The sequence below is a fragment of the Pseudoduganella sp. jia 9 genome (assembly GCF_055502615.1).
The window spans coordinates 134,952-155,832 of sequence record NZ_JBUPWE010000016.1; the positions used below are offsets into that span (position 1 = coordinate 134,952).

Sequence of the window (20,881 nt, forward strand, 5' to 3'; positions counted from 1 at the left end):
CGAAAAGCTTGTAACTTCGGCCAGATTCCGCGTTTTTCGCAATGAGTCTGGTGAAAATGATGACGCGGGTTCGGCGAATCGCGGGGAGCGTGCACGCCGGCTGCAGGCACGCCCGGCGTGGCGGGTGATACGATAGCGCCCCAACCAGAAAAATCGCCGAGGTAGCAATGACCGTCTTCGCCATGCCCGTATTCGATGCCACCGTGATCTACGAGGGCAAGGAGCTGTTCAAGGGACAGGGAGCCGCCGGCGTGTGGGCCGAGAAGCTCGCCGCCGAACTCGGCAGCAAGGTCACGGTGGCGAAAGTCGGCACCGGCTGGGTTTTGTGCGGCAACGTCGATGGCACCGATTGCCAGTGGGGCATCCACGGCCAGCGGCTCAAGCGCCTGGACTGAGGCAGGCCTTCCGCATGACGGCGCCGTTCGCGCGGCATGCGGCGGCAGAGACTTCACTCCCGATCCCGATCCTGATCCCGATCCCGATCCTGATCCCGATCCTGATTCTGATCCTGGCCCCGCTCCCGCCGGCGCCGTCCGGGCAGCTGGAGCGGCGTAGCAATGCCTCATCGTTTGGTGCCTTCCAGGCACCACCGTGAGTCATCCCGCGGGCCTACCGCCGCGGGCTCTCCCTGCCTACGATGCGGACATGCAGCCTTTCGCTGCGGTCCATCATCCAGGAGAGTTCATCATGATCACCGCATCCCCCGCCGTCCGCCCCGCCAGCCGGGTCAACGAGAACCCCGTAGCGCCCCAGGAGCTGGTGCCGTCACGCTATGCGCTGCAGGTTGGCGACATCGACGTGCTGGTCGTCAGCGATGGCGTGCTGCCGCTGCCGTCCGCCACGATGGCCACGAACGCGCCAGCGGCCGACCTGGCGACGTGGCTGGACGACATGTTCCTGCCCCACGACATGTTCGACTGGCCGCTGAACGTGCTGGTGGCGCGCAGCGGCGAGCAGACCATCCTCGTCGATGCGGGGCTGGGCGGCCAGTTCCCCGGCTTCCCGCGGGCCGGGCAATTCCCCCAGCGCCTGGCGGCCGCCGGCATCGATCTCGCGTTCGTGACCGACATCGTGGTCACCCACATGCACATGGACCATGTCGGCGGCCTGCTCGTCGCCGGCGTGAAGGAACGCCTGCGCCCGGACGTGCGCATCCACGTGGCCGCCGAGGAAGTCGCTTTCTGGGCAATGCCTGATTTTTCCCATACGGTCATGCCGAAACCGGTGCCGGCCGTACTGCGCACCACCGCGACGGCCTTCCTGGAAGCCTACGGCGACAACCTGCGCCTGTTCAGGGACCGCCATGAGGTGGCGCCGGGCGTCACCGTGCGCCTCACCGGCGGCCACACGCCGGGGCACAGCGTGGTCGACCTGGTGTCCGGCGGCGAGCGGCTGCTGTTCGCCGGCGACGCCATGTTCCCGGTCGCGTTCGACCACCCCGAGTGGCACAACGGCTTCGAGCACGATCCCGCGGAGTCGGCCCGCGTGCGCTTCGGGCTGTTCCGCGAGCTGGCGGAAAACGGCGGACTGCTGGTGGCTTCCCACCTGCCGTTCCCGTCCGTCGGCCGGGTGGCGGCCGACGGCGAAAGGTTCCGCTGGGTGCCGGTGATCTGGGACTACTGACCTGGCGCCATCTGCACGAACACCGCCGTGGTGCGCGCCGGGATCGTGAAGCTGCCCGTCGCGGCGTCATGGCGGGACGTGCGCACCACCGGATCGCTGCCGAAGCGCTGGATATCGTGCAGCTTCAGCTTGCGGCCGCGCAGTTCGGGGATGGTGACGGTATTGGCCGCCTTGTCCACGTTGAACAGCACGACGACCTGCTGGTACTTCGCACCCGGGTACGGGTAAGGCTCGGCACCCGAGATGCTCATGGCCACCACGCCCGGCACCTGCGCCGGGCCGGTGTTGTGGAACTTCAGCCGGTCGATCACGTCCTGCGCGGTGCGCAGGCGGAACAGCGTGCTGCCCTGGCGGATCGCCAGCAACTCCTCGAAGCCGGCCTTTGCCGCCAGGATGGCCTGGGTATCCGGCTTGATCAGCGGGTTGGCCAGCACCGGCGCCATGATCGGCCAGCTTTCCTGGTTCTTCTCGGCCAGCGGCAGGCCGACGCCGAAGTTGTTCGTCGTGTAGCCGTAGTCGAGGCGGTTGAACCAGTCGCCCGCGTTGTAGCTGTCGCGGTCCAGCGACTTCGAGCGCAGGATTTCCTGGCCGGCATGGATGAACGGCACGCCCTGCGCCAGGATGTTGATCGCATTGCCCAGGGCCTGGGCGCGCACCCGGTCGGCCAGGCTGGTGCCCTGCGGCAGTTTCAGCGCGTTGACGTCGAACAGGGTCTGGTTATCGTGCGCCTCGACGTAGTTGATGGTTTCCGCCGGGCTGCCGGCGAAGCCCGCCTGCTGGCCGAAGTAATCGATCTCGGCATTGCTGCGCACGTTGCCGAAGCGGTCGGTGAAGCGGTAGTCGCGCAGCGTGCCGGACAGCGCCACCCGCACCAGGTCCGCCAGGCGCAGCGCATCGTCGCGCGTCTGCGCCGACTGGCCGTTTGGATCGAACCACACGCCATTGACGAAGCCCTGCTGGTCGACCAGCGAACTGCCGGTGTCGCAGCAGCCGCCGCCGCGCACCGTGTCGCGGATGCGGTCGTTGAACGAGCCGATGCCGCTGCCGAACATATTGGCCTGGCGCGCCTGCACGAAACGCGCATCGTTGCCGACCGCGCCGAAGTTCCAGGCTTCGCCGTACAGGTAGATCGGCCGGCCGGCCGCCTCGTCGGCGGCAGCCTGCAGGCGCTTCATCAGGGCCAGCGGCGTGAACCCCATGATGTCGAAGCGGAAGCTGTCGATCTTGTACTGCTTCGTCCACAGCGCCACCGAGTCGACCATCAGCTTGGCCATCATGGCGTTTTCCTGGGCCGTGTCGGCGCAGCAGCTGTCGTTGAGGATATTGCCTTCGGCGCCCAGCCGGTAGTAATAGGCCGGCACGATGCGGTCCAGCACCGACAGCGGGCCCTGCTGCGACTGGCTGGTGTGGTTGTACACCACGTCCAGCGTCACGCGCAGCCCCGCTTCGTGCAGGGCCTGCACCATCGCGCGGAATTCGCGCACGCGCACGGCGCCGTCCCGCGCATCGGTGGCGTAGCTGCCTTCCGGCGTGTTGTAGTGCACCGGGTCGTAGCCCCAGTTGAAGCAGTCGCTGTCGCGCGTCGCCGCTACCGCGGCCTGCTGGGTGGTGGCATCGGCCGCCGCGCCGGGGATGGCGGGCGTCACGCAGCCGGTTTCGTCGACACTGGAAAAATCATAGCTGGGCAGCAGGTGGACGTGGGTCAGGCCAGCCTTCTGCAGCGACTTCAGGTGGCGCATCGGCGCCGCCTCGCTGTCCGTGAAGGCCAGGTACTTGCCGCGGTGGGCGGCGGGCACCGTGGTATCCGATGCGGAGAAGTCGCGGATATGCAGTTCGTACAGCGCGATGTCGGTCGGCGCGGCCAGCTTGGGAATGCGCTGGCCGTCCCAGCCCGCCGGTTTCAGCTGCGGGCTGTCCAGGTTGGCGACGAAGCTGCGCGTGCTGTTGGCGGACACGCTCAGCGAATACGGATCGGTCACCGTGTTCGTCACCACCGTGTTGTTGGCCCAGCGCGACAGCACCTGCACCGTGTAGGTGTAGTAGGCGCGGTTGGTCCAGGAGGCATCCGGCGCGGTGTACGACCAGACGCCGCTGGCGGCATCGCGCGTCATGGCCATGGTGGTGGCGCCCGCCGCGCCGGCGCTGGCGTAGACGTCGAGCCGGACGGCTTTCGCGGTCGGCGCCCAGACGCGGAAGGTCGGCACGCCCAGGCGGTCGAAGGTCAGGCCCAGTTGCGCGGCGCTGGCGCGCGCCGCGAACAGGTCGTCGAGCATGCCGGCCTGCTGCAGCGAGGTCACCTGCACCAGAGCGCCATCCGCGCCGTACTGGGCGATGGCGAACTGCGCCGTGGCGAGCCGGGCAATGCCGGCGGCGTCGGTATCGGCCAGGCGCAGGCCGGTGGCGCTTGCCAGGTGCGGGTATTGCTGCCGGATCGCGTCCGGCAGCGCGGCGGGCTGCAGCGCCAGGCTGCCTTCGGCGCCGGCCAGGCCGCTGGCCGCATCCGGCGTGGCCGCCATGCCGCCATTCATCGCGTAGTACAGCTTGTAGGTGGCGTTCGCCGGCGCGCCGGGCCAGGCCAGCGTGGTGGCGGACAGCCAGTGCGCCCTGGCGCTGGCCAGGTTGCCGAAACTGAGCGCGGGCTGGTCCGCGTAGACCGTGCAGTCGCCTTCCAGCATCCACACTTCCTGGCCCGCCGTCATCACGTCCGGCTGCAGGTCGGCATGCTGGTCGGCGGCGCAGTTCTTGGTGCCGCTGCCGTCGGTGACGAGGAAGTGGATGGCGCTTTTTCCCGCAGCCAGCGGGATGTCGACATAGCCGCCGAATCCATCCCTGGCGGTGAACATGAAGCGGCCCGTGATCCAGGCCGGGCTGGGCACCAGCGGGCCGTCCCACGAATACACGCCCCACTGGGCTTCGTCGCCCTGGGTGCGGTGGAAGTGCATGCGGATGGTGCCGGGTGCCACCGGCGTCGCGGCGCTGGCGGCCGTGGCCGCGCCGGCCAGGCGCAGCGGGGCGGCGGCGCTTTGCCGCGTATTGCCGGCATCGCCGGTGTCACCGGTATTGGCGGAATCGCCGCCGCAGGCAGCCAGCAGGCTGGCAATGGTCAGCGCCAGGCTCCAGCGTGAAATCAGACTACTTCCGATGTTCATATGTCTCCCTTCGTTTTTATGGACGCCTTGGGCGTTGACGGGGGTTCTGCGCTGCACGGGCGTCGTGGTTGTAATAATACTACTGACTTCTAGGGTTCAGCTCGGGAGTTTCTGTGCGTTGTTTTATTTTCACTACAGAGCCGTTTTTTTTGCGAGCAACCGTAACAGGCCACTCGCGCGCCAGGCAAAGATGCAACTGCGGGGGGCAGTGTTGCAAAAAATCGGGGACAGTCCCCGATTTTTTGCAACATGAGTGAAATCAACGGGTTGCAGTACCAGCTGCATGGCTGGGCTGGTCGTAAAACGACGGGGAGGCAGCGGGGGAGGGGGCGGTGTTGCTAAAATTCGGGGACTGTCCCCGAATTTTAGCAACATCTTTGAAATCAGCGTGTTACGACGATTCCTGTATGGCTGAGCTGGTCGTAATGCAACCGTGGGTCAGCGTGCCAGCAGGTGCGGGCCGATCTCGCTGACCGACTTCACGCCGGTCAGCACCATATTGGTCCGGATATCCTTTTCCATGATCGCCAGCAGCTTGGCGATGCCGGCCTCGCCCTGCGCGGCCAGCGCGTACACGAAGGCGCGGCCCAGCAGCACGCCGTCGGCGCCCAGGGCGAGCAGGCGGAACACGTCGGTGCCGGTGCGCGCGCCGCCGTCGGCGAAGATGGTGGTCTTGCCCTTGACCGCGTCGGCGATCGCCGGCAGCGCGGCGGCGGTCGACAGCGCGCCGTCGAGCTGGCGCCCGCCATGGTTCGAGACGACGATGCCGTCGGCGCCGAAGGCCACGGCGTCGCGCGCGTCGTCCGCTTCCAGGATGCCCTTGATGACCATCGGGCCCTGCCACTCGTCGCGGATCCACTGCAGGTCCTGCCAGCCGATGGCCGGGTCGAAGTTGGCGCCGAGCCAGCCGATATAGTCGGCCAGGCCGGTCGCGGCGCCGCGGTAGGCCGAGATGTTGCCCAGGTCGTGCGGCCGGCCGAACAGGCCCACGTCCCAGGCCCAGCGCGGATGCGTCATCGCCTGCAGCATGCGCCGCAGCGGCCCGTTCGGCCCGCTCATGCCGCTGTGCGCATCGCGGTAGCGGGCACCGGGCACCGGCATGTCGACCGTAAACACCAGCGTCGACGCACCCAGCGCCCTGGCGCGCTGCAGCACGTCGCGCATGAAGCTGCGGTCCTTCAGCACGTACAGCTGGAACCAGATCGGCCGGTCGGCCGCGGCAGCCACCTCCGCCAGCGGGCACACCGACACCGTGGACTGGATGAACGGGATGCCGCGCTTGCAGGCGGCACGCACCGCCTGCACTTCGCCGCGCCGGGCGTACATGCCGGTCAGGCCCACCGGGGCCAGCGCGATCGGCAACTCGTGGCGGCTGCCGAACCATTCCGTCGACAGGTCGAGCTGCTCCGATCCTTTCAGCACGCGCTGGCGCAGCTTGACCTGCTGCAGGTCGGCGATGTTGGCGCTCATCGTCTGTTCGGCGCCGGCACCGCCATCGAGATAGTGGAACAGGAACGGCGGCAGCCTGCGGCGCGCGGCAGCCCGGAAATCGGTCGCGGATGAAATGATCATGTGGTCGGTAAAAAGTTGATCGCCATGCCATGCCGCCGGCAAGCCGGTACGCGCGGCGTTTTCACGAAACGATCAATTGTAGTGCCGCAACTGCTCTTGTGTAGTCAAATTGATGAGAGAACGTGCCGCAAGCAGTGGCCCGGGTGCGGCGACCGGCCCGGTCAGGCCGCCAGGCAGTCGCGGTACAGGCGCAGATAGCCCTGTGCCGCCTTCTCCCACGTGTATCCCATCGCATGCGCGCGGACCCGCTGCGGGCCGCCATTCTCGCCGAAGCGCGCCAGGCCGGCCGCGAAGACCTCGCGCATGTGGTCCGGATCGAAGTGGTCGAAGTAGCAGGCCGCCGCGCCGCCGACTTCCGGCAGGCTGGTCAGGCGCGACAGGAACACAGGGCGGCCGTGGTGCATCGCTTCGAGCGCCGGCAAGCCGAAACCTTCGGCCAGCGAGGGAAACAGGAAGGCGTCGCAGTGCGCGTAGTACCAGTCCTTGTCGTGCTGGCTGACCGGGCCGGTGACCGCCACCTGGCCGGCAACGCCGAAGCGGGCCGCTTCCTCGAGGATCCTTTGCCGGTAGTCTTCCTTGATCACGCCGGCGATGACCAGCGTGCGGTCGCTGCCGCACAGCAGCGGCACGAGCACGTGGAAATTCTTCTTCGGACAGACCATCCCGACGGCAAACAGGAAGCGGCCCGGCGGCATGAAACGCGGCTGGTGCCCGGCGGGCGCGCAGCTGAAATCGGCGCCGTTATGGATCACCGAGATCTTGTCCCGGGCGGCCGGGAAGAAGCGCAGGATGTCGGATTTGACGAATTCCGAGATCGCCACCACCCGGTCGACACCGGCGATCCTGGGCGCCATGCGGCGCAGGTGCTTCTCGGCCCTGCGGCTGCCGGGCGGCTGTTCGTGCACCTGGTTCAGGTCGTGCACCGTCATCACCGTGCGGCCGCGCACCCGGGCCGGGCCGAAGCGGCAATACTGGTCGGCGAAGTGGACCACGTCGAAATCGCCGCCGCGCGGGAAATGCCAGCGGTGATACCTGCGATGCCGGACATGTGACACCCGCTCGCCGAGCACGCCGTCCTGCCCCGGATACGTGTACGCGCTCATGTCGAAAGCGCCCGCGCCCTGCCTGGCCAGTTCGCGCCCGAGGCTGCGGCCGAAGGTATGCAGGCCGGTGTTCTCGAAGCGCATGGCGTCCAGCGTGACGAGCAGCCGCGGCGTCATGGTCGCGCCGCGGTCCGGCGGCTGTCGGCGTCCTGCGCCGCGGCACGGCCGCGCCATTGGAAAACCGTGTCGGCAACCTGCGCGGCGCCGATCGCCGCCATGCAGGTGCAGGCCTGCGCGCCGGTGCACGTGTCGCAGCGCTGCGCACCGCTCAGCGACGTGGCATTCGCGCCGAGCGCACCCCAGCGGGCGATATCGATCGGCTGGACCGGTGGGAACAGGCCGAGGGTGTTGCGTCCCAGCGCCGCGGCGATGTGCAGCGGGCCGGTGCCGCTGGCGATCAGTCCGTCCGCCATGCCGATCAGGGACACCAGGCCGCCCAGGTCGTGGCGGCCGCACAGGTTGTGCACGTTCGGGCTGTCCAGCAGCGCCCGGGCGTCGCGCGCCAGCAGCTCGCCCTCGGCGCGGCTGCCGGTGATCCAGATCGCGATGCCGGGATCGGCGGCCAGCCTGGCGGCCAGTTCGGTGTAGCGCTCCAGCGGCCATTCGCGGCCGTTGCCGTTGGACTTGGGGTGCAGGACCAGGTTGAACGGCGCCGCCCGGAACAGCGCGGCGATCTCCGGCGAGCGCGGCGCCTGCAAGCCATACAGGGGCGCGATCTCCGCCAGCGCCGGTATGTGATCGATGCCCAGCGGCTTCAGCAGAGCGAAGTTGAGCTGGGCTTCGTGCAGGCTCGAGCGCGCCCGGCTGAAATGCGCCAGCCGGTTGCAGGTCCACCAGTGATGCAGCCGGTGGCTGCTGCCCGCGCGGTTCGGCACGCCGGCGCGGCGCGCGGCGCGGCCCAGCGCACGGTGCGGGAACGCGAAAATGACGGTCTCGTACCGCCCGCCCTCGAACAGCCGGTCGATGTCCTGCTCCTCCAGTGCAAGCGCGTCGTCGATGAAGCGGCTGCAGCGCGCCACCGGCGCGGCATAGGCACGGCACAGCATGTCGACCGCGACGCCGGGAAAGCGCTGCTTGAGGTAGCCGGCCAGCGGCAGCGTCAGCACGACGTCGCCGATGTTGTCGGTGCGGCAGATGAGGATGCGTGATGAGTCGGGAGGCATTACCGGAATTCTGGAATGTCGTTGTTCGGGCAGTGGTTGAATGACGGAGCGACGGCTGAGCGGCGTGCGCGGACTTCACGGACGGCGCAAACGGTATTGTAGGGCCAAGGAGCGCTCCCGTCACCGTGCTACCGCCATCTTTACATGGCATTACCGGCTTTACGCGGTCTCCGGACCCTTTGCCCCGCCTCGGGACGCCGCGATGAAGGGCCGGATCCGACAGATTACCGGGCGAATATGTCAGCGCCATTACCTGCGGCGAGCCGGCGCAATGCTGCTTTTAGGTTCCTCAGGGAAATTATTATTTCCTTGTTGTCATATCGCCGTCATACCCGCTCCCTACAATGCGCGCTGTCCGCAACCCGATATCGATGCCTTCATGCAGAACCTCCTCCGCCGCCGAACCGGTACCCGCGTCGTCGCCGCCTTTGCCGCCATCCTCGCCATGCTGGCGATGGTCACGCTGACTTCCCTGTGGTCGCTGCAGAAGGTGGCCGGCAATGCCGAAGTGCTCGTCGAGGACAAGCTCGCGCGGCAGCGCCTGGCGATCGAACTGCGCGCCAGCGAGCAGCTCAACGCCCTGCGTGCGTTGTCGGTGGCGCGCAGCGACAGCCTGGAAGTGGGCGACGTCTTCATGGCGCAGCTGGCCGCCGGCGAGAAAGTGACGAAGCGGCTGCAGCAGCAACTGGCGGCCCTGGGCGGCGATGCCCGCGAACAGGTGCTGGACGCTGCGATGCGCCGGCAGCAGCGGCGCTTCCAGACGGTGCGCGACGACATTTTCCGGCAGAAGGAAATGGGCCGTATCCAGCAGGTCGATGAACTGATCGGCGCAGGGTTCGACCCGCGGCTGGCCGACTACATGGGCGCGCTCGATGCGCTGCTCGAGTACCAGGCGCAGGCGGCGCGCAAGGTCTCGGACGATTCGCATGCCACGCTGCAGCTGATGCGTTTCCTGCTGGGCGGCCTCGGCCTGCTGGCGCTGCTGGCCGGCGGCGTGCTGGCGCTGGCGCTCACACGCAGCATCGTGCGGCCGCTGCGCGATGCCGTCGCGTTTGCCGAGCGCGCTGCCGGAGGCGACCTGACCGGGGAATTGCGCCATGGCCGGCATGACGAGGTAGGCCAGCTGCTCGACGCGCTGAACGAGATGGCGCGGCGGCTGGCACGCACCGTCAGCGGCGTGCGCGATGCGGCGGCCGCGATCGATGCGGCATCCGTCGAGGTTGCGCACGGCAATCTCGACCTGTCGAGGCGCACCGAACACCAGGCGGCCACGCTGCAGGAAACCTCGGCCGCGCTGGACCAGCTGGCGACCACCGTGCGCGTCAACGGCGCCCAGGCGATCGATGCGGCGCGGCTGGCGCAGGGAGCGGCCGACGTGGCCGGGCAGGGCGGCAGCGCCATCGCACAGGTGAGCTCCACAATGGATGGCATCAGCCGCTCGGCGGCCAAGATCGTCGACATCATCGCCGTCATCGACGGCATCGCGTTCCAGACCAATATCCTGGCGCTGAATGCCGCCGTGGAGGCGGCCCGGGCCGGCGAGCAGGGCCGCGGCTTCGCCGTGGTGGCGGGCGAGGTGCGGGCGCTGGCCCAGCGCTCGGCCACGGCGGCACGCGAGATCAAGGCGCTGATCACCGAATCGGTGGCCACCATTGGCCAGGGCGCTGGTCTGGCCGCCGGCGCGCAGGCCACCATGGGCGGCATGCTGGATCGGGTGGGCGGCGTCAGCGCGCTGATGGCGCGCATCGGCGCGGCTGCGCATGCCCAGACGGATGGCATCGCCCAGATGAACGACGCGGTGGCCGACCTGGAGCAGGATACGCAGCACAATGCCGCGCTGGTCGAGGAGGTGGCGGCCGCTTCCGAGTCGTTGCGGCGGCAGGCGCAGGTGCTCAGTACGCTGATGCAGCAGTTCCGGGTCGCGGCGCCCGGACTGCCGGCGCGTGCGCCGGCGGCGCTGCTGCCGCGCGAGCACGGCGCAGTCTGAATCGATGTCATGGCGGCGTGACGGCAAATCGGTCGCCGCCAATGGCGGGGAAACAACTTAGCAATTCTTCAGTGTTGGCGTTCCGTCCAGCACAGGCCTATAGTGTCTCGAAGCTGCAATTCGCACGATCTCGATGCTACTCCGGCTAATTCACTTCTAAATTAAAAAGCCGGCATGCCACGCGCTGGGTCGGCTGCTTGCAGCAATGCGGCGGGCGGCAGATCCGCACCGACCGCAAACGGGCCGTTTCCGGTATCGCTGCTTTCCTGTATCGCTGCTTCCGTACCGCTGCTTTTCCGTACCGCTGTTTTCCGTACTGCTTTGTTCCCGTATCGGCCGCAGGCGCTGTTCCACCCAGGGCGAGCATCCATTACGTTGTGCAAAAAAATATTAAAATGACAACCAAGAGACTGCTGAGCATTGCGGGCGACCATTGGGACGCGGGGTCGGCACTGGCCGTGGCGCGCGATTTCGAACTGCGCGCGGTGGCCGATCTCGACGAGGCGAACGTCGTGCTGGCAAGCCTGCAGTTCCTGGTCGGCATTATCGAGCTCGGGTCGCCCGGCATGCTGGACCGGGTCGAGCATTTCCTGCGTGCGCACTGGCGGGTCAAATGGGTGGCGGTGTGCAGCCCCGAAGCGTTGCAGGACGAGCGCTACCGCAGGCTGATCCACGACCACTGCATCGATTTCCACACGCTGCCGGTCGACCTGGCGCGGCTCAGCCATACGCTGGGGCACGCCTATGGTTTCGCCACGCTGGCCGATCCCGCGCCGCGGCTGACCGGGGCGAGCGGCATGCGCCTGACCGGCAACAGCCAGCCGATCACGGCGCTGCGCCAGCGCCTGCACAAGGTGGCATGCGCGGAGGCGCCGGTGCTCATCTGGGGCGAGAGCGGCACGGGCAAGGAACTGGTGGCGCGTGCCGTGCACGAGGGATCGTCGCGGCGTGCCGGGCCGTTCGTGCCGATCAACTGCGGCGCCATCCCGGCCGGCCTGGTCCAGTCCGAACTGTTCGGCCACGAGAAGGGCGCCTTCACCGGCGCCGGCAAGGCGCGCGCGGGCCTGATCGAATCGGCCTGCGGCGGCACGGTGTTTCTCGATGAAATCGCCGACCTGCCGCTCGACCTGCAGGCCAACCTGCTGCGCTTCCTGCAGGAGAAAACCATCGCCCGGGTCGGCGGCACGCGCCAGGTCGAGGTCGACGTGCGCATCGTCGCCGCGTCGCATGTGCGGCTGCATGAAGCGGTGGCGCGGGGCGCGTTCCGCGAAGACCTGTTCTACCGTTTGAACGTGCTGTCGCTGGAAGTGCCGCCGCTGCGCGAACGGGGCGACGACGTGCAGGCGCTGGCGGAAACCTTTTTCCAGGATTACGCCCGCGAGCGCTCGCCCCATGTCAAGGGTTTTTCCCGTGCCGCGCTGGCGTCGCTGTGCGCGCATGACTGGCCCGGCAACGTGCGCGAGTTGCTGAACCGCGTGCGGCGCGCCTCGGTGATGGCCGAAGGGCGCCTGATCACACCGCAGGACCTGGGCCTTGCCGATGCCGCCGCCGGCACCTGCGTCGCCTTGAACGGCGCCCGTGTCCAGGCCGAACGGGCGGCGATCGAAGCCGGCCTGGGCGCGGGCAAGAGCCTGACCGACGTCGCGCGCGATCTCGGCATTTCCAGGATGACGCTGTATCGCCTGATGGCCAAGCATGGCATCGAGACCGCCGCGCGCAAGCGTTCGTAACACCTGAGGTCGAACCCGACCGGTTGTAACAGGCTTGTTACAAACAGTATTTCTCCCCGATTTCCCAATGAAAACTCGCCGCCGCGGTAGCAGGCCGCTGCGGATCGTTGTAACACCGAAGTTACAAAACGCTTAAGTCAGTCGCATTGACTACGGCCTGGCTTAGCATATAGCCAGCAATTTCAAGCTCTTACTGATGGCTGAGGCCGATGGCATCAACCTTGCATAGACGAGCCTGCTGAGGATTTTTCCCAGCGGGGTGAATCGGCCAAACTATTTCAGTGGAGACTCAAAATGAAAAAAACCATGATTGCCGCGGCGATCGCGCTCGCGTTCAGCGTCGGCGCACAGGCGCAGACGACCGAACCGAGGAACGATGTCACGCAGAGCGGCGCGGGAGCGCATGCCACCGATAATGCTTCGGCGGTGCAGGACAGCAGCACGAACCGGAACAATGATTCGAGCACCAACCGCGACAACGACTATAGCCAGGCCAACGACAACAACAACAGCAGCGGCGCGGCACGCGCTGCGGCGATCGGCGCAGCCGCCGCCAACAACGGCGCCACCGCCACGTCGAGCGTCGCCAACGCCTTCAACACGTCGACGGCGACCGCCATCAGCACGCTGACCGGCACCGTCAGCGGCAACGACGTGCGAAACATCGGCAACATGGCCACCAACAGCGGCAACGCCAATGGCGGCGCCGGCAATGGCGGCGTGGGCGGCGCGGCCGGCGGCGGCAATGCCAACTCCACTGGCGGCAACGGCGCTGCCGGCAACGGCGGCGCGGGCGCTTCGGGCAGCATCGGCGGCGTCGCCACCAATGGCAACGCGACGGGCGGCGCCGCCAACGGCGGCAGCGCCACCGGCGGCACGGCCAACACCGGCGCGGCCTATGCCGGCACCGGCGGCGCGGGCGGTGCGGCGACCGGGGCCACCTCGGGCGCCGGCGGCACGGGCGGTGCAGGCGGTGCAGGCGGTACCGGCGGCAGCAGTTCCGACGGTTACGGCGGCGCGGGCGGCAGTGCCGCGGCGGGCGGTGCCGGCACCGGCGGTGCGGGCGGCCTGGCTGGCGCGGCTACCGGCGGCGCCGGCGGCGGCAGCGGCAATGCCAGCGGCGGCCAGGGCGGCAGCGGCGGCTCCACCGGTTCGGCCACCGGCGGCTCGGGCGGCATGGGCGGCAGCGGCGGTTACACGGGCGCGGCCACGGGCGGCGCGGGTGGCACGGGCGGCAATGGCGCAGCGGGCGGCAGCGGCGGCGTGGGCGGCAACGGCGCAGCGGGCGGCGGCGCGACGTCGGGCGACACGGGCGCGGGCAGCACCGCCACGGCCGGCGCCGGCAGCGGCGGCAACGGTCCTGGCGGCATGGGTACCGGTGGCGCTGGCAGCGGCGGCAACGGCCCTGGCGGCATGGGCACCGGCGGCACGGGTACCGGCGGCTACGTGGCCACCGGTTCGGCCAGCGCGGGCAACACGAACGCGGTGCCGGGCGGCGGAGATACCCCGGGCACGTCCGGCGACCAGACGGCAAGCGCCGGTAGCGGCGCCGGCACGGGCGGTGCCGGTACGGGTGCCACCGGTACCGGCGGTGCCGGTTCCGGCGGCGCGGGCACGGGCGCCACCGGCACCGGCGGCGCCGGCGCGGGCGGCGAGGGCACGGGCGGCGCAGCCACCACGGGCGCCACCACGGCCACGGCCGGTACCAACACGGCAGGCGCGGGCGGTGCCGGTGCCGCGGGCGGTGCCGGTGCGGCGGGCGGCTCCGGCGCGGCCGGCGGTGCCGGTGCGGCAGGCAGCAACACGGCAGGCGCCGGCGCAGCGGGCGGCGCGGGTGCGGCAGGCAGCAACACGGCCGGCGCCGGTGCGGCAGGCGGTACCAACACCACGGGCGCTGGCGGTGCCGGCGCGACGGCCAGCACGACGGGCGGCGCGGGTGCGGCCGGCACGGGCGGCACGGGCGGTAATGGCGCCGCCGGCGGTGCCGGTTCGAGCGTGGCCGGTGCGGGCGCGGCCGGTGCGGCGGGCGGTGCCGGCGCGTCGAGCGGCGCGGCATCGAATACCGCGGGCGCGGGTGCCGCGGGTGGCGCGGCCACGGGCGGTACCGCCACGGCCGGCACGGCCACCGGCGGTGCGGGTTCCGGCGGCGAGGCCACCAACGGCAGCGCCACGGCGGGCGACGGCGGTGCGGGCGGTGCCGGCGGTGCCGGTACCGGCGGCATGGGCGGTTCGGCAGGCACCACCACGGCTTCGGCCACCGGTGGCGCGGGTGCCGGCGGCACGGGTGGCGCGGGCGGCAGCAACGCCGTCAACGCCGGCTCGTTCAGCATGTCGAACACGATGAGCAACGTGGCGCAATCGGCGGCGGGTATCTCCGTCATCAGCCAGAGCAGCGGCGTCAGTTCGCTGGTGCAGCAGAGCATCAACGTGCAGGCCAACCTCGGCGTGGGCCGTTGATGTGCGCCGGCGCCGGCCTTCACCGGCGGCGCCGCATGGCCACCGCGCGGCCTGCCGGGCGGTGGCATGGCGAACCTGACGGAGGAACCATGCACGATCGAGCAAGCGTGAAGCGCCCGGTTCCCGCAAGGGGCCGGGAGTGGGCGCAGGCATGTGCCGCTGCGCTGCTGGCAATGGCCTGGACGGGTGTCCATGCCCAGCCAGCCGGCACGGACGCGGGTGATGCGCCGCGCGAATTCGCGGTGAACGCGGCAGCCCTGGCAATGCCGGTGCTGCCGGCGCCGGTATTGCAGGCGCCGGCACCGCCAGGCGCGGCGCTCAGCGACGAGCGCCTGGCCCAGCTGCGCGGCGGTACCGATACGCCGTGGAGCGACATGAAGCTGAACGGCACGGTAGGCAACAATGCCGCCAGCAACGTGGTCACCGGGTCCAACATCATCACCGATGGCGCGTTCAGCAACGCATCGGGAATGCCGATGGTGATCCAGAATTCCGGCGCCAACGTGCTGATCCAGAACGCCACCATCGTCAACGTGCAGTTCAAGTGATGGCGGGGCGTTGCATGACAACCTGGGCGGCCGCGTGGCTTGCCGTGCTGGCGCTGGCCATGCCGGCGCGCGCGGCCGACCTGCCGTTCGGTGCGGCCGGGCCGGTATCGCTGCGCGTCACGAGCCTGAAGGAAGCGCGTTTCCTGGCGACGGTGCGCCAGCAGTTCGATTTCAGCTGCGGTTCGGCGGCGCTGGCCACGCTGCTGACCTATCACTATGGCTACCCCGTCAACGAACAGCAGGCCTTTGCCGAGATGTTCGCGCGGGGCGACCAGGCGCGTATCCGGCGCGAAGGTTTTTCGCTGCTGGACATGAAGAATTTCCTGGCCGCGCACGGTTTTACGGCCGATGGTTTCCAGCAGCCACTGGACGAGCTGGCGAAGGCCGGCTTCCCCGCCATCGTGCTGGTGGCCGAGCATGGCTATCACCATTTCGTCGTGGTCAAGGGCGTACGCGACGGCCGCGTGCTGGTGGGCGATCCGTCCGGCGGCACGCGGGCGCTGCCGCGTGCACGGTTCGAGGCGATCTGGCTGAACCAGCTGCTGTTCGTCATCCATGGCCGCAGCGGCAAGCCGCGCTTCAACGAAGCAAGCGACTGGGCGGCGGCGCCCCGCTTGCAGCCCGGCGCGGGGCTCGACCGCGACAGCCTGCAGCGGGTCACGCTGCCGAAATTCGATGCCGGCGATTACTAGGCCTCGCGACCAGCCGGCGCAAGGGGATGCGATGAAAATGATGATCTGGCCGATGCTGATGTTATCGCTGTGCGGGCCTGCCGCGCTGGCCGGCGAAGTGCCGGGCGGCTGGGGTGCCGTCGGCGATGCCGTGCTGGCCGATGCCCGCGGCGGCTTCGATACAGGAAATGGATTGCTGGTGTCGCTGTCGGTCGACCGGCTGCTGAGCATGAACGGCAATGTCGTTGCCAGCAGCCAGCTGGCCGTGCCGGACGTGGCGCAGGCCGCGGCTTCCGGCGCCGGCATGTCGTCGTTCCACACGGCGCAGGCAGGCGCGGGCAACGCGCTGGCCATCGTCAACCAGCCGCTGGCCGGGCTGGTCCTGCAGAACAGCGCGAACGACCAGCTGATCCGCGCCCAGACCACGATCGATGCGACCGTGAACAGCCTCACCGTATTGAAGGACATGAATTTCAGCGACAGCCTGCGCCAGGCGCTGTCGACCGCCATCGTGCCGCGCTGAGCGGCACCGCTTGAAAGGATGCTTATGCCGTTTGCCCCGACCCTGCGTGCCGGCTGTGCCGGCATGTCCCTCTTGACGTTCGGCGCGCTGGCGCAGCAGGCCCCGCCGCCCGAACCTCCGGAAGCACGTTCGGCGGCCGACATGGCCGCCGAGCTGCGCCAGTTGAAGCAGGAACTTGCCGAGCAGCGTGCCATGCTGCAGCAGTTGCGCGCGGAACTCGGGGCCCAGCGCGACGGCGCCGCGGCCGGGCAGCGGCAGGAGGTGGCGCAGTGGCCGGATGTGACGCAATGGCTGGAGCCGGCGGCCGCGCCATCGGCGCAGCCGGTCCGGCGGCCGCTGGCGGCGGCAACGCTGGAAACCCTGCGCGGCGCGGGTGGCGCGAGCGGGGCGATGCAATCGCAGCCGCAGCCGCCGTTGCAGCCGCCGGGGCAGGGGCCGGCCGCTCCGCAGGGGCCTGGCCAGCAGGGGCCCGGCCGGCAGGCTCCCGGCCCGCAGGCCGCCGCGGCGCCGGCGGTGGGCCAGGCACCGGCGCGCGACTCGCGCCCGCCCGAGGTGGCGCCGCTGTTCGAGGCGCCCGGCGTGCTGACGCAGCGCGGCCACTACGTGCTGGAACCGTCGTTCCAGTTCGGCTATTCGTCGAGCAACCGGGTGGCGCTGGTCGGCTACACCATTATCCCGGCACTGCTGATCGGGCTGGTGGACGTGCGCGAAGTCAAGCGCAATACGTTCACGGCCGCCATTTCCGGCCGCTATGGACTGACCAACCGCACCGAGCTGGAGCTGCGCGTACCGTATGTGTACCGTTCCGATTCGACGGTGAGCCGCGAGCTGTTCACCGGCACCGCCGTCGAGCGCGTGTTCGAGACCAGCGGCAAGGCGCTCGGCGATATCGAGCTGTCGCTGCGGCACCAGCTGAACGATGGCGGCGTCGACAAGGCTTATTATGTGGCCGGCCTGCGCGTCAAGACGCGCACCGGCCGCGATCCGTTCGAGGTGGTCACCGACTGCACCATGCGCTGCGTGGGCGAGAACGCCACCGGCACCGGCCTGCCGCTCGACCTGCCGACCGGTTCCGGCTTCTACGGCATCCAGCCCAGCCTGACGTGGCTGTTCCCGTCGGACCCGGCGATCTTCTTCGGCAGCATCAGCTACCTGCACAACGTCAAGCGCAGCGACGTGATGCGGATGGTGCTGAACGGCGAGGTGGAACCGCTGGGCGAAGTGAAGCCGGGCGGCGTGATCGGCTTCAACTTCGGCATCGGCCTGGCTTTGAACGACAAGGCTTCGCTGAGCCTCGGCTACGACCACAGCTCGATGGGGCGCACCCGGCAGAACGGCGTCAACGTGCCCGGTTCGGTGCGCACCCAGCTGGGCACGCTGCTGATGGGCTTTTCCTACCGGCTCAGCGAGAAGCGCACCGTCAACGTGACGGTCGGCGCGGGGCTGACGCAGGATACGCCGGATGTGTCGCTGTCGCTGCGCCTGCCGCTGGCGTTCTGAGGGCGCCCGCGCTCAGCGCACCAGGCAGGGCTTCTTGTTGTCGAACTTCCAGCCCGGTACCAGGAACTGCATCGCGGCGGCGTCGTCGCGCGCGCCCAGGCCCATGTTCCTGTAGGCCTGGTGCGCCTTTTCCAGTTCCGCCTCGTCGATCTCGATGCCCAGGCCCGGCTTTTGCGGAATGCGGATGAAGCCGCCCTCGATCTTCATCGGCTCCTTCGTCAGGCGTTGGCCGTCCTGCCAGATCCAGTGCGTGTCGATCGCCGTCACCTTGCCCGGTGCGGCGGCGCCCACGTGGGTGAACATCGCCAGCGAAATGTCGAAGTGGTTGTTCGAGTGCGAGCCCCACGTCAGGCCGAACATCTGGCACAGCTGCGCCACGCGCACCGAGCCCTGCATGGTCCAGAAGTGCGGGTCGGCCAGCGGGATGTCGACCGACTGCAGCTGGATCGAATGGGCCATCTGGCGCCAGTCGGTGGCGATCATGTTGGTGGCCGTCGGCAGGCCGGTGGCGCGGCGAAACTCGGCCATCACTTCGCGGCCCGAGAAGCCGTTTTCGGCGCCGCACGGATCTTCCGCGTAGGCCAGGATGCCGTGCTTGTCGCGGCACACTCGGACGGCTTCCTGCAGCGACCAGGCGCCGTTCGGGTCCAGCGTCACGCGCGCTTCCGGGAAGCGTTCGTGCAGCGCGACGATCGCTTCCATTTCCGCATCGGCACCGAGCACGCCGCCCTTCAGCTTGAAGTCGTTGAAGCCGTAGCGCTCGCGCGTGGCTTCGGCCAGGCGCACCACGGCTTCCGGCGTCAGCGCTTCCTCGTTGCGCAGGCGGAACCAGGCATTGTCCGCATCGGGTTCGGCGCGGTAATCCAGGCTGGTTTTCTTCCGGTCGCCGACATAGAACAGGTAGCCGAGCATTTCCACCTTGTCGCGCTGCCGGCCCTCGCCCAGCAGATCGGCGACCGGCACGTTCATGAACTGGCCCAGCAGGTCGAGCAGCGCCGATTCCATCGCCGTCACGGCGTGGATCGTGATGCGCAGGTCGAAGGTCTGCAGCCCGCGGCCGCCGGAATCGCGTTCCGCGAACGTGGCGCGCATCGCGTTGAGGATGTTGTTGTACTCGCCCAGGCTCTTGCCGATCACCAGCGCGCGCGCATCCTCCAGCGTTTGCCGGATCTTCTCGCCGCCCGGCACTTCGCCCAGGCCCGTGTTGCCGGCGCTGTCGGTCAGGATCACGATGTTGCGGGTGAACCAGGCGCCGTGCGCGCCGGAGAGGTTGAGCAGCATGCTGTCCTGGCCCGCGACGGGCACGACGCGCATGTCGGTGACGGTGGGAGCGCCGGAAACGTAGGTGGTCATATTGTTCCTGTAGTGGTTGGTCGTACCCGGAGAAAGCTCCAGCGAACCGGAGCATCCGGACCAGCAGGAAGAAGCACGCCGATGCGATGGCGTCTCCCGGCACTGCTGGTGGTGGCAGACGATCTTAGACCTTCATGAATTCAGGAACAAACCAAATACTGACTGCATCAAGTCATGAATTGAATCGATTGACCCGCTTGCTAGTGCCGCAGGCGCTCCATGAACCCGCCCAGCCGCCGGATCGCTTCCTCCAGGTGCCCGCGGCCGGCCGCATACGACAGCCGCACGTAGGTATCGGCGCCGCAGTGGCCGAAATCCTTGCCGGGCGTGAGCGCCACGTGGACTTCCTGCAGCACGCGTTCGCAGAACTGCCATGACGTGAGCCCAGTATCGCGGACGTCGAAATAGACGTAGAAAGCGCCGTCCGGCGGCACCGGCACCGGCAGGCCGATGCGCGCCAGGCCATCGAGCACCAGCTTGCGGCGCTGCGTGAATTCCACGCGGCGCGCCTCGCACACCGCCAGCGAGTCGTGCGTAAAACAGGCCAGGGCCGCCTGCTGGGCAATGGTGGACGGGCAGATGTAGTAATTCTGCGCCAGCCGTTCCAGCGTCGGCACCAGCGCTTCCGGTACCACGCACCAGCCCAGGCGCCAGCCCGTCATGCCGAAGTACTTGGAAAAACTGTTGATGACGATGGCACCGTCATCGCAGGCCAGCACGGTCTGCGGCGGCCTGCCTGCGCTGTCACGGTCGCCCAGGTTCAGGTAGATCTCGTCGACGATGCGCCAGGCATCGTGGCTGCGCGCCAGCGCGCAGATCGCGGCCAGTTCGTCCGGCGGCACCGAGGTACCCGTGGGGTTCGACGGCGTTGCCACCATCACGCCGCGCGTGCGCGCCGTCCAGTGCGACCGCACGCTCGCCGCGTCCAGCTGGAAGCGCGATGCCGGGCCGGTGGCGACGAGCCTGACGTCGGCACCGAAGCTGCCGAGGAATTGCCGGTTGCAGGGGTAGGACGGGTCGCCGACGATGACTTCGTCGCCCGGATCGACCAGCGCGGCCGTGACCAGCAGCAGCGCGGCCGACGCGCCGGCCGTGACGACGATGCGCTGCGGCGCGATCGTTACACCGTGCTCGCGCAGGTAGAAGCCGGCAATGGCGTCGCGCAGCGCGGGCAGGCCCAGGGCCGACGTGTAGGGCAGTGCGCCTGCCTGCGCGGCCGCGGCGGCCGCTTCCAGCACGGCGGGCGGCGCGCCGAAATCGGGTTCGCCCAGGCTGAGCCGGATGACGTCATGCCCGAGTTCGGCGAGGGCGGCGGCGCGCTTGCCGAACTCCATCGCGAAGAACGGGTCGATGGCCTGGGCGCGTTGGGAAATCTTCATGGTGTGCATGCCTGCGGTGCGGTGGGGAACCCGCTAGTCTACCGGGGATGGCGGCGTTATTGAAGTTGCCGGTACACTGGCGCTTTCCGTCACCCTGCAACCCGGCCTAACCGCCAGCCCGAC

General features: G+C 69.0%; 16 protein-coding genes. 10 read left to right on the forward strand and 6 right to left on the reverse strand.

The window, feature by feature from the left end:
- Positions 1-167: 167 nt before the first annotated feature.
- From ACY34H_RS21930 to ACY34H_RS21940, 3 genes are all read left to right on the forward strand, one after another.
- Complete coding sequence (locus ACY34H_RS21930; protein WP_464979587.1) at positions 168-395, forward strand: hypothetical protein; 228 nt, start codon at positions 168-170, stop codon at positions 393-395.
- A gap of 14 nt (positions 396-409) precedes the next feature.
- Positions 410-595, forward strand: a complete 186-nt coding sequence (locus ACY34H_RS21935) for a hypothetical protein (protein WP_464979588.1) — start codon at positions 410-412, stop codon at positions 593-595.
- 92 nt (positions 596-687) lie between these two features.
- On the forward strand, positions 688-1,623 hold the full coding sequence (locus tag ACY34H_RS21940; RefSeq protein WP_464979589.1) for an MBL fold metallo-hydrolase: 936 nt from the start codon (positions 688-690) through the stop codon (positions 1,621-1,623).
- On the opposite strand, the gene pulA is transcribed toward ACY34H_RS21940, so the two are convergent.
- From pulA to ACY34H_RS21960, 4 genes are all read right to left on the reverse strand, one after another.
- The gene (pulA, locus tag ACY34H_RS21945; RefSeq protein ID WP_464979590.1) at positions 1,617-4,772 is read right to left on the reverse strand and encodes a pullulanase-type alpha-1,6-glucosidase; all 3,156 of its coding nucleotides are present in this window, start codon (positions 4,770-4,772) and stop codon (positions 1,617-1,619) included. The two genes, ACY34H_RS21940 and pulA, sit on opposite strands and share 7 nt — an antisense overlap.
- Positions 4,773-5,210: 438 nt before the next feature.
- A complete protein-coding gene (lldD, locus tag ACY34H_RS21950; protein WP_464979591.1) occupies positions 5,211-6,344 on the reverse strand; it encodes an FMN-dependent L-lactate dehydrogenase LldD in 1,134 nt (377 codons plus the stop codon).
- A gap of 161 nt (positions 6,345-6,505) precedes the next feature.
- Positions 6,506-7,564, reverse strand: a complete 1,059-nt coding sequence (locus tag ACY34H_RS21955) for a glycosyltransferase family 4 protein (protein ID WP_464979592.1) — start codon at positions 7,562-7,564, stop codon at positions 6,506-6,508.
- Entirely contained in the window at positions 7,561-8,610 is a 1,050-nt protein-coding gene (locus ACY34H_RS21960; protein ID WP_464979593.1) for a glycosyltransferase family 9 protein, read from the reverse strand. The genes ACY34H_RS21955 and ACY34H_RS21960 overlap by 4 nt, the downstream gene beginning before the upstream one ends.
- Positions 8,611-8,989: 379 nt before the next feature.
- Between ACY34H_RS21960 and ACY34H_RS21965 the strand changes: the two genes are divergently transcribed.
- The 7 genes from ACY34H_RS21965 (at position 8,990) to ACY34H_RS21995 (ending at position 18,026) form a co-directional block, all read left to right on the forward strand.
- A complete protein-coding gene (locus ACY34H_RS21965) occupies positions 8,990-10,597 on the forward strand; it encodes a methyl-accepting chemotaxis protein (RefSeq protein ID WP_464979594.1) in 1,608 nt (535 codons plus the stop codon).
- 377 nt (positions 10,598-10,974) lie between these two features.
- Positions 10,975-12,327: a sigma-54 dependent transcriptional regulator gene (locus tag ACY34H_RS21970; RefSeq protein WP_464979595.1), complete on the forward strand. Its 1,353-nt coding sequence runs from the start codon at positions 10,975-10,977 to the stop codon at positions 12,325-12,327.
- A gap of 294 nt (positions 12,328-12,621) precedes the next feature.
- Positions 12,622-14,784, forward strand: a complete 2,163-nt coding sequence (locus ACY34H_RS21975; protein ID WP_464979596.1) for a hypothetical protein — start codon at positions 12,622-12,624, stop codon at positions 14,782-14,784.
- Positions 14,785-14,873: 89 nt separating this feature from the next.
- Positions 14,874-15,332 carry a hypothetical protein gene (locus ACY34H_RS21980; RefSeq protein WP_464979597.1) on the forward strand — a complete coding sequence of 153 codons (459 nt, stop codon included), beginning with the start codon at positions 14,874-14,876 and terminating at the stop codon, positions 15,330-15,332.
- A gap of 14 nt (positions 15,333-15,346) precedes the next feature.
- Positions 15,347-16,024, forward strand: coding sequence for a C39 family peptidase (locus ACY34H_RS21985; protein ID WP_464979598.1), 678 nt, complete (start codon positions 15,347-15,349; stop codon positions 16,022-16,024).
- Between the two features lie 31 nt (positions 16,025-16,055).
- Positions 16,056-16,526, forward strand: coding sequence for a hypothetical protein (locus tag ACY34H_RS21990; RefSeq protein WP_464979599.1), 471 nt, complete (start codon positions 16,056-16,058; stop codon positions 16,524-16,526).
- A 24-nt stretch (positions 16,527-16,550) separates the two neighbouring features.
- A complete protein-coding gene (locus ACY34H_RS21995) occupies positions 16,551-18,026 on the forward strand; it encodes an acetate kinase (RefSeq protein WP_464979600.1) in 1,476 nt (491 codons plus the stop codon).
- A 12-nt stretch (positions 18,027-18,038) separates the two neighbouring features.
- Here ACY34H_RS21995 and gudD read toward each other — a convergent pair whose 3' ends face one another.
- Together gudD and ACY34H_RS22005 are read right to left on the reverse strand one after the other, a co-directional pair.
- Positions 18,039-19,379 carry a glucarate dehydratase gene (gene gudD, locus ACY34H_RS22000; protein ID WP_464979601.1) on the reverse strand — a complete coding sequence of 447 codons (1,341 nt, stop codon included), beginning with the start codon at positions 19,377-19,379 and terminating at the stop codon, positions 18,039-18,041.
- Between the two features lie 200 nt (positions 19,380-19,579).
- The gene (locus ACY34H_RS22005) at positions 19,580-20,758 is read right to left on the reverse strand and encodes a pyridoxal phosphate-dependent aminotransferase (RefSeq protein ID WP_464979602.1); all 1,179 of its coding nucleotides are present in this window, start codon (positions 20,756-20,758) and stop codon (positions 19,580-19,582) included.
- Between the last annotated feature and the right edge of the window lie 123 nt (positions 20,759-20,881).

Excerpts from the sequence above, each read along its gene's own strand:
- ACY34H_RS21930 (WP_464979587.1), top strand. The coding sequence starts at position 168 with ATGACCGTCTTCGCCATGCCCGTATTCGATGCCACCGTGATCTACGAG.
- ACY34H_RS21935 (WP_464979588.1), top strand. The coding sequence starts at position 410 with ATGACGGCGCCGTTCGCGCGGCATGCGGCGGCAGAGACTTCACTCCCG.
- ACY34H_RS21940 (WP_464979589.1), top strand. The coding sequence starts at position 688 with ATGATCACCGCATCCCCCGCCGTCCGCCCCGCCAGCCGGGTCAACGAG.
- pulA (WP_464979590.1), bottom strand. The coding sequence starts at position 4,772 with ATGAACATCGGAAGTAGTCTGATTTCACGCTGGAGCCTGGCGCTGACC.
- lldD (WP_464979591.1), bottom strand. The coding sequence starts at position 6,344 with ATGATCATTTCATCCGCGACCGATTTCCGGGCTGCCGCGCGCCGCAGG.
- ACY34H_RS21955 (WP_464979592.1), bottom strand. The coding sequence starts at position 7,564 with ATGACGCCGCGGCTGCTCGTCACGCTGGACGCCATGCGCTTCGAGAAC.
- ACY34H_RS21960 (WP_464979593.1), bottom strand. The coding sequence starts at position 8,610 with ATGCCTCCCGACTCATCACGCATCCTCATCTGCCGCACCGACAACATC.
- ACY34H_RS21965 (WP_464979594.1), top strand. The coding sequence starts at position 8,990 with ATGCAGAACCTCCTCCGCCGCCGAACCGGTACCCGCGTCGTCGCCGCC.
- ACY34H_RS21975 (WP_464979596.1), top strand. The coding sequence starts at position 12,622 with ATGAAAAAAACCATGATTGCCGCGGCGATCGCGCTCGCGTTCAGCGTC.
- ACY34H_RS21980 (WP_464979597.1), top strand. The coding sequence starts at position 14,874 with ATGCACGATCGAGCAAGCGTGAAGCGCCCGGTTCCCGCAAGGGGCCGG.
- ACY34H_RS21985 (WP_464979598.1), top strand. The coding sequence starts at position 15,347 with ATGACAACCTGGGCGGCCGCGTGGCTTGCCGTGCTGGCGCTGGCCATG.
- ACY34H_RS21990 (WP_464979599.1), top strand. The coding sequence starts at position 16,056 with ATGAAAATGATGATCTGGCCGATGCTGATGTTATCGCTGTGCGGGCCT.
- ACY34H_RS21995 (WP_464979600.1), top strand. The coding sequence starts at position 16,551 with ATGCCGTTTGCCCCGACCCTGCGTGCCGGCTGTGCCGGCATGTCCCTC.
- gudD (WP_464979601.1), bottom strand. The coding sequence starts at position 19,379 with ATGACCACCTACGTTTCCGGCGCTCCCACCGTCACCGACATGCGCGTC.
- ACY34H_RS22005 (WP_464979602.1), bottom strand. The coding sequence starts at position 20,758 with ATGAAGATTTCCCAACGCGCCCAGGCCATCGACCCGTTCTTCGCGATG.